This window comes from Streptomyces sp. BK208, assembly GCF_004364245.1.
GTDB lineage: Bacteria > Actinomycetota > Actinomycetes > Streptomycetales > Streptomycetaceae > Streptomyces.
Genome location: NZ_SOAV01000002.1, coordinates 394,506 through 409,541, shown reverse-complemented (window position 1 = coordinate 409,541; position 15,036 = coordinate 394,506). Strand labels below are relative to the sequence as shown.

Here is a 15,036-nt window from a genome sequence, read left to right as displayed (position 1 = left end):
GCGGGAAGCGGCGCGGGAGCGAGAAGGGGGAGGCAGCGTCATGAGTGAGGCAGGGCGGACGTGCCAGCGTCCCGGCTGCGGCGGGACCTACGAGGACATGGGCGGCGGCGAGCTGTACTGCGACACGTGCGGTCTCGCGCCGGTCGTCGCGGCGGGCGGCGCGCTGGGTTCCGCGCCGACCGGTGTCACCGGGGGCGGGGGCCGGGGCTCGCGCGGTTCCTCGGGCAGCGGCAGCGCCCGCAGCTCCCGTACCTCGTCCCGCTCGTCGCGCTCGTCGAAGTCCCGGCGCTCGGTGTCGGGCCGGCTCTCGCGGGCGGTGTCGGGGCGCTCCACGGGGCGTTCGGTGTCGGTGCGCAGCTCCGGTTCCGCCGCCGGTTCCACCGGGCGCGGGCGCCTGGGCGCGGGTCTCGTCGAGGTGCCCGCGGTGCCGCGGCCCGACCCGCGCGCGATGGTCATGGACCGCCCGGAGGTGCCCGAGCGCAAGCGGTTCTGCTCGCGTTCGGACTGCGGGGCGCCGGTCGGGCGGTCACGCGGTGCGACCCCGGGGCGCACGGAGGGCTTCTGCACCAAGTGCGGCCACCCGTACTCGTTCGTGCCCAAGCTGAGCGCCGGCGACGTGGTGCACGGCCAGTACGAGGTGGCGGGGTGTCTCGCGCACGGCGGGCTCGGCTGGATCTACCTCGCCGTCGACAAGGCGGTGGCCGACCGCTGGGTGGTCCTCAAGGGCCTGCTGGACACGGGCGACCAGGACGCGATGGCGGCGGCGATCTCCGAGCGGCGCTTCCTCGCCGAGATCGAGCACGCCAACATCGTGCGGATCTACAACTTCGTCGAGCACCTCGACCAGCGCACCGGCTCCCTCGACGGCTACATCGTCATGGAGTACGTCGGCGGCAAGTCCCTCAAGGAGATCGCCAACGCCCGGCGTTCCCCGCAGGGCCGCCGCGACCCGCTGCCGGTCGAACAGGCCTGCGCGTACGGCATCGAGGCGCTGGAGGCGCTCGGCCATCTGCACAGCCGCAAGCTGCTGTACTGCGACTTCAAGGTCGACAACGCCATCCAGACCGAGGACCAGCTCAAGCTCATAGACATGGGCGCGGTCCGCCGCATGGACGACGAGGAGTCGGCCATCTACGGCACGGTGGGCTACCAGGCTCCGGAGGTCGCCGACGTCGGCCCGTCGGTGGCGTCCGACCTGTACACGGTCGGGCGGACCCTGGCCGTGCTGACCTTCGACTTCCAGGGCTACACCACCGTCTTCGCGGACTCCCTGCCGGACCCCGACAACATCGACGTCTTCCGGCGGTACGAGTCGTTCTACCGGCTGCTGGTGCGGGCGACCGACCCGGACCCGGCCCGCAGGTTCGCCACCGCGCAGGAGATGGCGGAGCAGCTGACGGGCGTGCTGCGCGAGGTGGTCTCGCTCCAGACGGGCCGCGCCAGACCCGCCGTCTCCACGCTGTTCGGGCCCGAGGTGCGGGTGACGGACACGGAGTTGTTCCCGCGCCTCGACGGCGAGGTGTCGCGCCTGGGGGCCAGGACGGTCCGCACGGGAGGGCGCGGACGCGGCCCGGCCGCGGCACCGGGCGGGGCGGACCCCGCGTCCGCGCCGCCGGGCGGGACCGGGCCGGTCGTGGGCGCGCCGGGCGGAACCGTCGCGCACGCCCCGCCGGTGGGTGCCGGCGCCGCGCCCACGGGCACGCCGACGGTGATGACGACGGCTGCGCCGGGCGGGGCGAGCGCGTCGCTGCCCGGTGCCGTGAGCGCGGTCGGCGGTGTCCCCGGCGCGGCGTCCGGCCTCGTCAAGGCGGCCGACGCGCCCACCGCCTCGCTCGCGCTGCCGGTGCCCCGGGTGGACGCGGGTGACCCCAACGCGGGCTTCCTGGCGGGTCTGATGGCGTCCGCGCCGGGCGAGCTGCTGACCGCGCTGGCCGCCGCGCCGGCGCCGTCGGCCGAGACGCGGCTGCGGCAGATCAGGGCCCGGCTGGAGAGCGGCGACGCGTCCGGCGCGCTGGAGACCCTCCAGGCCCTGGAGGACGAACGCCCGGACGACTGGCGGGTGGTCTGGTACCGCGGCCTGGCCGCGCTGGTGACCGGCGCCCACGAGGACGCGGCGCTGGCCTTCGACGCGGTCTACGACGCCTTCCCCGGCGAGATCGCGCCGAAGCTGGCGCTCGGGCTGTGCGCGGAGGTACTGGGGCAGCTCGACAACGCCGCCGAGTACTACCGGCTGGTGTGGTCCTCCGACCCGAGCCACGTCAGCGCGGCGTTCGGTCTCGCCCGGGTGCAGCTGGCGGGCGGCGACCGGGCCGGTGCCGTACGGACGTTGGAGTCGGTGCCCGAGTCGTCCGTGCACTGCACCGGCGCGCGGGTGGCGGCGGTGCGGGCGCGGCTGCGGCAGCGCACCGCGGCCCCGGGCGACCTGGGCTTCCTGGACGATCTGATCGCCGCCGCGCGGCAGGTCGAGGCGCTGGACGTGTACGGTCTGGATCCGGCGCGCCGCGAGCAGCTGTCGGTCGAGGTCCTCGGTTGTGCGCTGGACTGGGTACTCTCCGGAGGTCGGGGTTCCGTCCCTCCCGCCGCCGGGGGACGGACGCTGCTCGGCAGCGGCCTGGACGAACGCGGTCTGCGTTTCGGCCTGGAGCGTTCGTACCGCACGCTGGCTCGGCTGGCGCGGGGCGGCGAGGAGAGGATCGACCTGGTGGAACGTGCCAATCGTTACCGCCCCCGGACGTGGGTGTAGTTGATGTCGCAGATGCCCCAGCAGGCCGCTGTGTCGAAGTGCCCGAGCTGCGAGGAGCCCCTCGAGCCGGGTGACCGTTTCTGCGGTGCGTGCGGATACGACCTGTCCGTCGTGCCCGCGCGGCCCGAGGACAGCCCGACCCTGGCCGTCGGCGGCGCGGTGCACGCGCCGGACGGCCTGGACTGGCCGGTGGCCCGGGACTCGGACGGCCACGGCCGCCCCGCCCCGGTGCACGCGGCGGCCGAACTGCCGGGCACCGACTCGGGCGGCTCCCCGCTGCCCGGGCTGCCCGGCTCACCGCCCGCCGCTCCGCCTTCCGCTCCGGCGGGCGCGCCGGAGGCGCCCGCGTCCGGCGTGCGACTCGACCGGCCGGACGAGCTCGACGAGTACCCCTTGCAGGCGCCCGACCCGCGGCTGACCGCCGAGGGGGACGCGGCCGGCCGGGGCACGGTGCCGCGCCCGGCGGGCGAGCCGGCCCCGGCCGGAAAGGTGTGCGTGGCCTGTCGCGCGGGCCGGGTCGACGACGACGGCTACTGCGAGAACTGCGGGCACGCCCAGCCCCGCGAACGCGACCACATGGAGCAGGAGTCGGGCCCGGTGGCCGCCGTCAGCGACCGCGGCCTGCGCCATCACCGCAACGAGGACGCGTTCTCGGTGGGCTGCACCGCGCTGCCCGACGGCGCCCCCGCGACGGTGGCGATCGTCTGCGACGGCGTGTCCTCGGCGACCCGCCCCGACGACGCCTCGCTCGCCGCGTCCCGGGTGGCCGGCGAGTCGCTGCTCGCCGCCCTGCCGCGCGGCACGCACCCGCAGCAGGCCATGCACGACGCCATCCTCGCCGCCTCGCACGCCGTCAACGCGCTGGCCGACGAGCCCGCCACCGCCCGTGAACAGGCCCCGCACCAGAACGCGCCCGCCTGCACCCTGGTCGGCGCCGTGGTCACCGCCGGCCTGCTGGTCGTCGGCTGGGTCGGCGACAGCCGTGTCTACTGGGTGCCCGCCGACCGGGCCACGCCGCCCGCCCGGCTCACCGAGGACGACTCGTGGGCCGCGCAGATGGTCGCCGCGGGCCTGATGAGCGAGGCAGAGGCCTACGCCGACGAGCGCGCCCACGCGATCACCGGCTGGCTGGGCGCCGACGCCTACGAACTGGAGCCGCACACCGCGTCGTTCAAGCCGGACCGGCCCGGCGTGGTCGTGGTCTGCACCGACGGCCTGTGGAACTACGCGGAGTCCGCGCAGGAGATGGCCGAGGCCGTGCCCCTGGACGCCGCCGTCCGCCCGCTGCACGGCGCCCGCGTCCTGGTCGGTCACGCCCTCGACGGCGGTGGCCACGACAACGTAACAGTGGCCCTGCTGCCGTTCCCGGCACCGCCGCAGGGGGCAGGATCGGCCTGAGGCCCCCGCACGGGTACGGGTCGGGGGCGGCCTCGCGGACCGCAGGGGGCGGTCCGCGCCGAGCAAGTGAAGGCCCCCGTCACCGGGGGACGCAGAGGGGGATGCGATCCGGCATGGCCAATTTCTCGAAGTCGAACGTGCCGCAGTTCGCGGTGGACGTCTACCAGAACGAGTACCTGCCCGAGGGAGGCCGCGAGGTCAACGCCATCGTCACGGTCACCGCGACGGGCGGCGGCACGGTCGGGAGCGCGGTCGCCGCACCGCACCTCTACTCGCCCGGCCAGGGCCCCTCCGCCGCCGTGGCGTTGATGGTGGACTGCTCGGGTTCGATGGACTACCCGCCGACCAAGATGCGCAACGCCCGCGACGCCACGTCCGCCGCGATCGACACCCTGCGCGACGGCGTGCACTTCGCGGTGGTCGGCGGCACCCACGTGGCCAAGGAGGTCTACCCGGGCGGCGGCCGCCTGGCGGTCGCCGACCCCACCACCCGGGCGCAGGCCAAGCAGGCGCTGCGCGGCCTCGGCGCGGGCGGCGGCACCGCCATCGGCACCTGGCTGCGGCTGGCCGACCGGCTGCTGTCCACCGCGGACGTCGCCATCCGGCACGGCATCCTGCTCACCGACGGCCGCAACGAGCACGAGTCGCCCGACGACCTCAGAGCCGCGCTGGACTCGTGCGCCGGACGTTTCACGTGCGACGCCCGTGGCGTGGGCACCGACTGGGAAGTGAAAGAGGTCACAGGCATCGCCTCGGCGCTGCTCGGCACCGCCGACATCGTCGCCGACCCGGCGGGCCTGGCCGCCGACTTCACGCGGATGATGGAGACGGCCATGGGCAAGGAGGTCGCGGACGTCGCGCTGCGCCTGTGGACCCCGGTCGGCACCACGGTGAAGTTCGTCAAGCAGGTCGCCCCGACGGTCGAGGAACTGACCGGCCGCCGCACCGAGGCGGGTCCGCGGGCCGGCGACTACCCCATCGGTTCCTGGGGCGACGAGTCCCGTGACTACCACGTCTGCGTGGAGGTGCCGGCCGCGGGCCTCGGCCAGGAGATGCTGGCCGCCCGCGTCTCCCTGGTCATCCCGGAGCCCGGGGGAGAGAGCGTCCGGAACCTCGGCGCGCAGGGCCTCGTACGGGCCGTGTGGACGGACGACATGGCCGCCTCCACGTCGATCAACCCGCAAGTCGCCCACTACACCGGGCAGGCCGAACTGGCACAGGCCATCCAGCAAGGGCTGGATCTGCGCAAAGCGGGAGACATCGACGGAGCAACGGCCAAACTGGGCCGCGCGGTCCAGCTCGCCGGAGCCTCCGGAAACGCGGATACGGCGAAACTGCTTTCGAAGGTGGTGGACGTAGTGGACGCGGCGGCAGGTACTGTGCGACTGAAAGCGAAGGTCGAGGAGGCCGACGAGATGACTCTCGAGACCCGGTCGACCAAGACTGTTCGTGTAAAGAAGTGACGCACACCCACCGCGCGACACGCCCGCAAGAGAGGGAAGCTCCGACATGCCGACCTGCCCGAACGGACACCAGTCGGGTTCCGACGACTGGTGCGAGGTCTGCGGTCACCGCATGGCCGGTGCCGTGCCGCCCCCTCCGCCGCCCCCGCCGACCGGCGGCGGCTACGGCTTCCCGCCGCCCGGTCCCGGTGGGCCGGGTGGGCCCGGTGGCGGTCCCGGCGGCCCGGGCGGCGAGCCGCAGTTGTGCCCGCAGTGCCGCACGCCGCGTGAGGGCGGTGCGCCGTTCTGCGAGGAGTGCCGGTGGAACTTCCTGACCAACACCGCCACCTCGTACACCCCGGCCGCCCCGCGTCCGCCGGCCCCCGGCCCCGCGCCGCACTTCGGGCAGCCGCCGGCGGGTCCGTCCTTCGGCGGCGGTGACTCCTACGACTACCAGGGCTCCCGTCCGTCCCAGGTGAACCGCCCCGCCGAACCGATTCCCCCGGGCCCGCCGCCCTTCGGCGCCGACCCGTCGGGCCGCGGTGGCCCGGGCGGTCCCGGCGGCCCGGCGGGCGGTCCCGGCGGTGCGGGCGGTCCTTCCGGTCCCTTCGGCCCCAACGCCTCGGGCGGTCCCGGCGGTCCGAGCGGTCCGGGCGGCGGTCCGGGCGGCGGTCCGGGCGGCCCCTCCGGCCCCTCCGCTCCTTCCGGTCCCTTCGGCCCCAACGCCTCGGGTGGCCCCGGCGGGTTCGGGGGCCCCGGTGGACCCAACGGTCCCGGCGGACCGCACGGCCCCGGCGGCCCGGGCGGTCCCCACGGTCCGGGTGGCCCGCACGGTCCCGGCGCTCCCTCCGGTCCCCCGGCCCCGCCCGGTTTCGGCGATCCGTCGCGTCCGGTTCCGCCTCCGCCCGGCCCTGTCCCGCCCCCGCACGGCGGCCCCGGCGGCCCGGGTGGCCAGGGTGGCGCCCCGCAGGGGTTCCAGTCCGGTCCGCCGGCCCCGCCCGCCTTCCCGCAGGAGACCCACCGTCCGCAGCAGGGCGGCCCGGCCTTCGGCGGCGGTGACGACGACTGGGTGCTCTCCCCGCCGTCGTCCACCGGCCCGGCGGGCCCCGGAGCACCGGGCGGCCCCGGCGCTCCGAACGGCCCGGGCCCCCAGGGCGGCTACGGCTACCCGCAGCCCGGCGCAACCCAGGCTCCGCCCGGTCCCGGCCAGGGCTTCCCGCAGCAGCCGCAGCGGCCCCAGCAGCCGACGACCTGGTCGGCGACGATCGGCCCCGACCGCGAGTACTTCATGGCGATGATGCAGCGCTCCGGTCCCGAGGCCGCGGGCCTGAACCTGCCCGCGTACTCGCCCGAGCAGCAGCGCACGCTCACCGGGAACCAGATCACCATCGGCCGCCGCCGGCACTCCACCGGCGACACCCCGGACATCGATCTGGCCGTGCCCCCGGAGGACCCGGGCGTCTCGCACCAGCACGCGGTGCTGGTGCAGCAGCCGGACGGCGGCTGGGCGGTCGTCGACCAGAACTCGACGAACGGCACCACGGTGAACGGCGGCGAGGAGCCGATCCAGCCCTTCGTGCCGGTACCGCTCCAGGACGGCGACCGGGTGCACGTCGGCGCCTGGACGACGATCACCATCCGCCGGGGCTAGACGGGGCCAGACGGGGCTGGACCGGGCTGGACGGGACCGGCGCGACCGGTACCCGCCGTCAGGCGAACGGCCAGGCGTACGGCCCGTCGGGGTCGTCCAGCCACGCCCAGGCCCGTTCGCCGCTGACGGTGATGCCGTAGCGCTCGCGGCGGGGTGCGCCCTCGCGGTCCCACAGCGCGTACGCCTCCTGCGGGTCGAGTCCGCCCCGGCTCAGCGCCAGCAGGAAGCGGAACAGGTCGTCCTCCCGGGCCCGGCGCGGCACGCCGCCCAGGCCCGGTGTCTCGGGCTCGGCGCGGTCCGCGCCGCGCAGCGGCACGAAGTACGCGGGCGTGTGCAGGAAGCGCCCCTCGGCGTGTTCGGCGTCGCGGACGGTGAGGACGACGAGCCCGGTGGCGAGCGGGGCCAGGATCCGGCCGCCGGGGCGGCACTGGGCGGGCCACGCGCGCGGCACCGCGGGCAGCGTGCAGGTGGCCAGGATCCGGTCGTAGGGAGCGCGCTCGGGCACGCCGCGGGCGCCGTCGCCCGTGACGACGGCCGGGTGGTGACCGGCGGCGGCGAGGTGCCGGCGGGCCGACTCGGTGATCTCGGGGTCCAGGTCGACGGTGGTGACCAGGTCGTCGTCGCCGAGCCGGTGGGCGAGCAGGGCGGCGTTGTAGCCGGTGCCGGCGCCGATCTCCAGCACCCGGTCGCCGTCCCGTACGCCCAGCTCCACCAGCATCATCGCCATCAGCGAGGGCTGGCTGCTGGAGGAGAGCAGCTCGCCGTCGCGCATCCGCGTCGCCAGCGGGGCGTCGGCGTAGGCGCCGCGCACCCAGCGCTCGCGGGCGCCTGGGTCGGGGTCCTCGCCCCACCGGCGTTCGTAGCCGCCCCGGGCGCCGACGTAGTAGTAGGGCACGAAGAGGTGGCGCGGGACCGCCTGGAACGCCTCCCGCCACACCGGGTCGGCCGTCCAGGCGCCGCTCAGCTCGATCTCCCGCACCAGCTCCGCCCGCGCGGAGGCGGCGAGGCTGTCCAGGTCCTCGTACCCGCCCATGTCTCCACAGTACGGGCCGGGCGCACGGCGGGCAGGGCCCCGGAGCGGTCCTAGGACTTGAGTCCTATGCCCCCGTGTCTGAGACCATGGACGCGTGAACGAGATTCGGCGCGGCACGCTTCAGGAGCAGACGTTCTACGAGCAGGTCGGCGGGGAGGAGACCTTCCGCCGGCTCGTCCACCGTTTCTACGAGGGTGTCGCCGAGGATCCGGTCCTGCGGCCGATGTACCCCGAGGAGGACCTGGGTCCGGCCGAGGAGCGTTTCACGCTGTTCCTGATGCAGTACTGGGGCGGCCCGACGACGTACAGCGACAACCGGGGCCATCCGCGGCTGCGGATGCGGCACGCCCCGTTCGTCGTCGACCGGGCCGCGCACGACGCCTGGCTGAAGCACATGCGGGTCGCGCTCGACGAGCTGGGCCTGTCCGAGGAGCACGAGCAGACGCTGTGGAAGTACCTGACGTACGCGGCGGCCTCGATGGTCAACACCCCCGGCTGACCGCCCGCTGACCGCGGCCGGCCCCCGGCCGGTGCCCGGACGGCACGACCTGCGGCGCCCCGCATTCCGGTCGGTCGACACCGGATTCTGATCACGATCCGGTCAAGTCCGCCTCTCGGGCGGTTACTTCGGCACCGCCTCCTCTGACAGCATCCGGCCAGGTACGGATGACGGCGGGGGGCCGAGTGGCGGGGTTCGGGGGACTCACGGTGTTCGTCCTGCTGCGCGCTCGGGCGCACCGTCTGCTGCTCGCCGCAGCCCTGCTCACCGTCCTGCTGACCACGACCGTCCTCGCCGCCCTGACCGCCTACTCGGGCGCCGTCGGCGACGCGGCCCTGCGCCACGCCCTCGCCGACCCGCGCACCGGGGCCGAGGCGGCGCTGATCGTGCACGGGGACGTTCCCGCCGGACAGCGGCCGGCCGCGGACGCCGCCGTGCGCGAGGGCGCCGCGCGGACCTTCGACGGGCTGCCGCGCACGGTACGGACCCTGACGCGGTCGGGCCCGTACGCGCTGCCCGGCTCGCTGCGGCCCGCGACCGAGCGGTCCGGCGACCCCGACCTGACGTTCTTCGCGGCGCTCGACCCGTCGCAGGTCCGCATCGACGAGGGACGGATGCCCGCGGCCGCAGCCGCCGGGAGCGCGGTGGAGGTGGCGGTGCCCGTGGCCGCGGCCGAGCGCATCGGCGTCGGCACGGGCGACCGGCTCACCCTCACCGACCGGCTCGGCGGTCCGGCCGTGTCCGTGGTGGTGAGCGGCCTGTACCGGCCGGCCGACACCGGGTCGCCGTACTGGCGTCTCGACGACCTGTCGGGGCGCGGTGTCGCGCGCAGCGGCTTCACGACGTACGGGCCGCTGCTCGCCCCGCCCGGGGTGCTGAGCGGCGGCCGGGTCAGCGCGGGGGCGTCCGGGTGGGTGGTGACGGCGGACTACGCGTCGCTGACGACCGCACGGGCCGACGCGCTGGGCGAGGCGGCCCGGGCGGGCACGGCATGGCTGCGCGCCCGGCCGGTGCTCGGCGGCGTCACCGAGGCGACGACCGGACTGCCCGCGGTCCTGGACCGTCTCGACCGGTCGCTGACGGTGTCCCGTTCCACCCTCCTCGTCATCGAGCTCCAGCTGGTCCTCCTGGCGGCCGGCGCGCTGCTGCTGGTGGCCCGGCTGCTGAGCGTGGAGCGGGCGGGTGAGCTGCGGCTGCTGCGGGCGCGCGGCGCCTCCCGGGCCCGGCTGGCGGCGGTGTCCGCGCTGGAGGCGCTGCTGGCGGCGGTGCCGGCGCTGATCTGCGCGCCGCTGCTGGCCGGGCCGCTGGTCCGGCTGCTGGCCGGGCACGGGGCGGCGGCCCGGATCGGGCTCGGCCCGCAGCCGGCGGCCGGGGGCGGCGCCGGCGTGTGGCTGGTGGCGGGGGCCGCGGCCCTCGGCTGCACGCTGGCCGTGACGCTGCCTGCGCTGACCCTCGCGCCGGAGGCGGGCGGGCGGTCCCGGACGCTGCCGGGCAGGCTGCGGGCCGGCGCGGACGTGGGCCTGCTGGTGGTCGCCGGTGTCGCCTACTGGCAGCTGGACCGGCAGACCTCGGCCGCCGGGACGGGCGACGCGGAGGGCGCGGCCGCCCCCGGCGTCGATCCGCTGTTCGTGGCGACGCCCACGCTGGCCCTGCTGGCCGGGACGGTGCTGGCGCTGCGCCTGCTGCCGCTGGTGGCGCGGCTCGCGGAACGCCGGGCGGCGGGCGGGCGGGGTCTGACGGCGGCGCTGGCGGGCTGGCAGCTGAGCCGGCGTCCGATGCGCGGGGCGGGGCCGGTACTGCTGCTGGTGCTGGCCGTGGCGCTGGGCACGATGGCGATCGGGCAGGGCGCCTCGTGGTCCCGTTCCCAGGACGACCAGGCCGACTTCCGCACCGGGGCGCCGATCCGGGTCGAGGCCTCCGGCACGGCGGGCCCGGGCCGCACCGACCTGATCGCGGGCGTCACCGGCGTCCAGGAGGTGGCTCCCGCGGCCCGCTCCGAGGCCCCGCTGTCCGGCGACCGGTCGGCGACGGTGCTCGCGCTGGACACCGCGCACGCGGCGGACACGATGCTGATGCGGCCGGACCTGGCCGACCGGTCGCCGCGGGCGCTGCTGTCCCCGATGGCGCCCGGACGCCCGTCGAACGGCGCGCGCGTCCCGGCGGACACGGCGCGGCTCGCGCTGACGGCGACCCTGGCCGTCCCGGACACCGCCCCGCCCTCCGGCTCGCCCGGTGCGTCCTCCGGCGGCGGCGCCCCGTCGGCGGACGTGACGGTGACCGTCGAGGACCGCTGGGGCACCCCGTACCGGGTCGGGGCCGGTTCGCTCGCCGCCGACGGCCGGGAACACCGCCTCGCCGCGGACCTCTCCGCCGGGCCGCTCACCCTGACCGGCGTCGATTTCACGGTGGCCCGCCCCGGCGGGCCGGGCGAACGGCACCGCCTGACCGTACGGCGGGTGACGGCCACGGCCACCGACGGGACCGTACGGCCGGTGCCGCTGCCCGAGAGCTGGACGGCCGGGGTGCAGCCGTCCTCGCCGTCGGCCGTACCGGGTGCGGACGGCGCCCCGCCGGCGCCCCGGCTGCGGGGCTCCGATCCGCTCGCCGTCGAGTACTCCACGGGCCGCTCGGACGAGTCGCAGCCCACCGCGCTGACCGTGCGGCTGCGGGTCGCGCAGCCGGAGCCTGCCGTGGTGACCGCGGTGGCCACCGACCGTTTCCTCGACTCCGTGGGCGCCCGCACCGGGCAGCGCGTCACGGTGCCGGTCGGCGGCCACGAGATCCCCGTGCGGATCGACCGTTCGGTGCGCGAGCTGCCGGGCGCCGGGCCGCCCGAGGCCGCCTCGGCACGGTTCGGCGGGGCCCTGCTGGTCGACCTGCCGGCGGTGAACCGGTACCTGCAGAGCAGGTACGGCGCCGCCGTCGAGCCCACCGAATGGTGGCTGCGGCCCCGGCCCGGGAAGGGCGCCGAGGCGGTCGCGGGCCTGCGGGCGTCCCCCGACACGGCTCCGGCCCAGGTCGTGGTGCGCGACGAGGTCGCCGAGCGGCTGCGGGACGATCCGTTCGGCGCCGGACCCGGGGCGGCGTTCGCCGCGGCGACCCTGGTGGCGGCGGCGCTGGCCGCGGTCGGCTTCACGGTGAGCGCGGCGGGGTCGAGGCGCGAGCGGGCCGCGGAGTTCGCCGTGCTGCGCGCCCTGGGCGCCTCGCGCCGCTCACTGGCCCGGACGACCGCCGTCGAGCAGGGCGTGCTGACCGGCCTGGCGCTGCTGACCGGCGCCGCGCTGGGCGCGGTCCTCACCCGGGCGCTGATCCCGCTGACCGTGCTGACCCCGGGAGCCACCCGGCCGGTGCCGGACGTGCACGTCACCCTGCCGCCGGACCGGGTCGCCCTGCTGCTGGCCGGCATGGCGGTCGTCCCGCTCCTGGTCACGGCCGCGCTCGCGCTGCGCCGCCCGCACCCGGCGGCGGCCCCCGACGATCCCGGAGGTACCGGACGGTGAGTTCCGTGACCGCCCCCTGGGTGCGCACCCGGCTGCGGGCCGCACCCGGCGCCGCCGTCGCGCTGGCGGTGCTGGTGGCGCTGACCGCGTGCCTGGCCGCCGCGTTCCCCCGGGCGCTGGACCGGTACACCGACGCCGGTCTGCGCACGGCCGCCGAGCGGGCCCCGGCGGACGAGAACGGCGTCCTGGTGTCCGCCGCCCCGGACTTCGGCGAGGACGCGGCGGACGCCGAGGCGGGTCTGCGGCCCGAACGTCTCGCCGAGGCCTACCGGTTCGTCCTCGGCAACGTCGAGCACCCGCTCGTCGTCGACGAGCGGCAGTCGTCCTACGGGGTCCGCGCCACCGAAAGCGTCCCCGCACCGGAGAGGTGGCTGCCCCGTCCCGACGGGCTGCCGGCCGCGATGGTGCTCGCCGCCCCGCAGGAACTCGAAGGCCACGCACGGCTGCGCTCCGGCCGGCTGCCGAGGCTCACCGGCGGGCGGACCGGCGCCTCCCCCACCGAGCTGGAGGCCGCGGTGACCGAGGAGACGGCCCGCACGCTGCACATGAAGACCGGCTCGGTCGTCCACGTGTCCGGACACCGCGAACTCACCGTCCGCATCACCGGCGTCCTCGCGCCCGAGCGGCCCGACGGCGCCTACTGGTCCGTCGACCCCGTCCTGCGCACCCCGTCCCTGCGGCGGGTGCCGGGACCACCGGGCGACCCCGGCCCCTCCTACTGGGTCGGCGGCCTGCTGCTCGCCCCCGGGGCGGGCCCCGCCCTCCTCGGCTCGGTCCCCGTGGTCCGCTACTGGAACCTCGCGCCCGACCCGGAGGCGCTGCACGGCCGCGACCTCGGCCCCCTCACCTCCGCCGTGGCCTCCCTGGAGTCCGGGCCCGCCCTGCAGCAGCTGCAGTCGACGATCAGTCCCGTGGCGGACGTCTCGACCGGCCTCGACGACGTCCTCGCCACCTACGGGCAACTCCGCGACGACACCGGCCCGCTGATCGCCGTCGCCGCGTCGGGCGCCGGCACGGTCGCCGCCGTCGTCCTGCTGATGGCGGGCGGTCTCACCGGTGAACGGCGTCGCGCCGAGCTGGCCCTGCTGCGGGCCCGCGGCGCCTCCGTACGGGGCATCGCGGGGCGGCTGCTGGCCGAGACTGCGGTCGTGGCCGTGCCCGCGGGCGCGCTCGGCCTCGGCGTGGCCCTGCTCGCGCTGCCCGGCGCCCGGCTGCTGCCCGCGCTGTGGGCCGCCGTGGCGGTCACCGCCCTGGCCTGCCTGGCGCTCCCGCTGCGGGCCGCTCTCGCGCACCACCGGGTGCGGGTCCACGACGGCCGGCGGGACGCGGCGTCACCGCGTGCGTCCCGGCGCCGTACGGTCGCCGAGCTGACCGTCGCGGTCCTCGCCCTGGGCGCGGTCGCGGTCCTGCGCCGGCGCGGGGCGACGGACGGCGCCGGTGACCTGGTGGCGATGGCCCCGGTGCTGGTCGGGGTGATCGCCGCGCTGGTGCTGGTGCGCCTGTACCCGCTCCCGCTGCGCGGACTGGCCCGCCCGGCCCGGCGGCTGCGCGGCGCGGTCGGCCCCCTCGCCCTGGCCCGCGCGGGCCGTACCTCCGCCTCCACCCTGCTCCCCCTGCTCGCGCTGCTGACCGCGTTCACCGTGGCGGCGTTCGGCGGCTCGGTCCTCAGCGGCGTGGCCGACGCCCGCGACCGGGCGGCGCTGCTCACCGTCGGCGCCGACGCCCGCGTGGAGGCGGCCGAGGGGCTGCCCGACGGCATGACCGCCCGCATCCGGCAGGCGTCCGGAGCACGCGAGGTCACCGAGGCCGGCGTCGACTACCAGGCCAGGACGCCGGACGGCCGCCAGACGCTGCAACTGGCGGGCGTGGACCCCGATGCCTACGCGGCACTGGCCGGACACACGGACCTCGGCGCGTTCCCCGGGGGACGGCTGACGCGGCCGGACGGTGCCGGCGGCGGCGCCGAGGGCGCGGCGCTGCCGGCACTCGCCTCCGCCGCGGTCGCCGAACGGTACGGTGACCGGCCCTTCCAGCTGCGCCTGTCCGACGGTGGCGCCGTGACCGTGCGGATCGTGCTGGTGCGCGACCGCACCCCGGCCGTGGCCGGCGACGACTTCCTCGTCGTGGACCGGTCGGGGCTGCCGGCCGGGGCGGTACCGCCCAACGTGCTGCTGCTGACCGGCGACGACCTGGACGCGGTCGCGCTGCGCCGGGCGGCGGGCGACCTCGGCACCGTCCGTCTGCGGTCCGAGGAGCGCGGCACGTACGTGGACTCACCGCTGCAGTCGGGCGCGGAGCGCGTCTACGCGGCCGCGGTGGCCGCCTGCGCCGGGTATGCCGCCCTGGCGTTGCTGCTGTCCCTGGCGAGCGCCGGGCGCGAGCGCGCCGCCCTCCTCGCCCGGCTGCGCACCATGGGCCTCACCCGCGCCCAGGGCCGCCGTCTGCTCGTCCTGGAGTCCCTCCCGCAGGCGCTGCCCGCCGCGCTGGGCGGCATCCTGACCGGCTGGGCCGCGGTGCGGCTGCTGTCCCCCGGTATCGACCTGACGACCCTCGCGATGTCGACGGCGTCCTCGCCGGCGGGCCGCGCGGAACTGCGCGCCGACCCGTGGTCGCTGGCCGTCCCCGCGGTCGCGGTGCTGGTCCTGGCGGTGGGCGTGGCGACGGTGCAGGCGTGGTGGTCGGGCCGGCGCGGGGCGGTGGCCGAACTGCGGGCGGGCGACACACGGTGAGGGCCCGGACCCGGATCCGGCGGGCCGCGGACGAAGACATG

The 15,036-nt window shown here is 77.0% G+C and carries 8 protein-coding genes; 7 read left to right on the top strand and 1 reads right to left on the bottom strand.

Features of this window, described 5'->3' with window-relative positions:
- Positions 1-40 precede the first annotated feature (40 nt).
- The 4 genes from EV562_RS06420 (at position 41) to EV562_RS06405 (ending at position 7,234) form a co-directional block, all read left to right on the top strand.
- Positions 41-2,743, top strand: a complete 2,703-nt coding sequence (locus EV562_RS06420; RefSeq protein WP_133885679.1) for a serine/threonine-protein kinase — start codon at positions 41-43, stop codon at positions 2,741-2,743.
- Between the two features lie 3 nt (positions 2,744-2,746).
- Positions 2,747-4,141, top strand: coding sequence for a PP2C family serine/threonine-protein phosphatase (locus tag EV562_RS06415; RefSeq protein WP_133885678.1), 1,395 nt, complete (start codon positions 2,747-2,749; stop codon positions 4,139-4,141).
- 113 nt (positions 4,142-4,254) lie between these two features.
- Entirely contained in the window at positions 4,255-5,604 is a 1,350-nt protein-coding gene (locus EV562_RS06410; protein ID WP_133885677.1) for a VWA domain-containing protein, read from the top strand.
- A gap of 46 nt (positions 5,605-5,650) precedes the next feature.
- Complete coding sequence (locus tag EV562_RS06405) at positions 5,651-7,234, top strand: FHA domain-containing protein (RefSeq protein ID WP_133885676.1); 1,584 nt, start codon at positions 5,651-5,653, stop codon at positions 7,232-7,234.
- Positions 7,235-7,292: 58 nt separating this feature from the next.
- Here the strand turns inward: EV562_RS06405 and EV562_RS06400 are convergent, their stop codons facing one another.
- Positions 7,293-8,267 (bottom strand): methyltransferase domain-containing protein, encoded by a 975-nt coding sequence (locus EV562_RS06400; protein WP_133885675.1) that lies wholly within the window; start codon positions 8,265-8,267, stop codon positions 7,293-7,295.
- Between the two features lie 94 nt (positions 8,268-8,361).
- On the opposite strand from EV562_RS06400, the gene EV562_RS06395 reads away from it, so the two are divergent.
- The 3 genes from EV562_RS06395 to EV562_RS06385 all read left to right on the top strand — a co-directional run bounded on the left by EV562_RS06395 (position 8,362) and on the right by EV562_RS06385 (position 14,995).
- Complete coding sequence (locus EV562_RS06395) at positions 8,362-8,766, top strand: globin (RefSeq protein WP_133885674.1); 405 nt, start codon at positions 8,362-8,364, stop codon at positions 8,764-8,766.
- Positions 8,767-8,933: 167 nt separating this feature from the next.
- Positions 8,934-12,266 (top strand): ABC transporter permease, encoded by a 3,333-nt coding sequence (locus EV562_RS06390; protein ID WP_166661618.1) that lies wholly within the window; start codon positions 8,934-8,936, stop codon positions 12,264-12,266.
- The gene (locus EV562_RS06385) at positions 12,263-14,995 is read left to right on the top strand and encodes an ABC transporter permease (RefSeq protein WP_166661617.1); all 2,733 of its coding nucleotides are present in this window, start codon (positions 12,263-12,265) and stop codon (positions 14,993-14,995) included. The genes EV562_RS06390 and EV562_RS06385 overlap by 4 nt, the downstream gene beginning before the upstream one ends.
- Positions 14,996-15,036 lie beyond the last annotated feature (41 nt).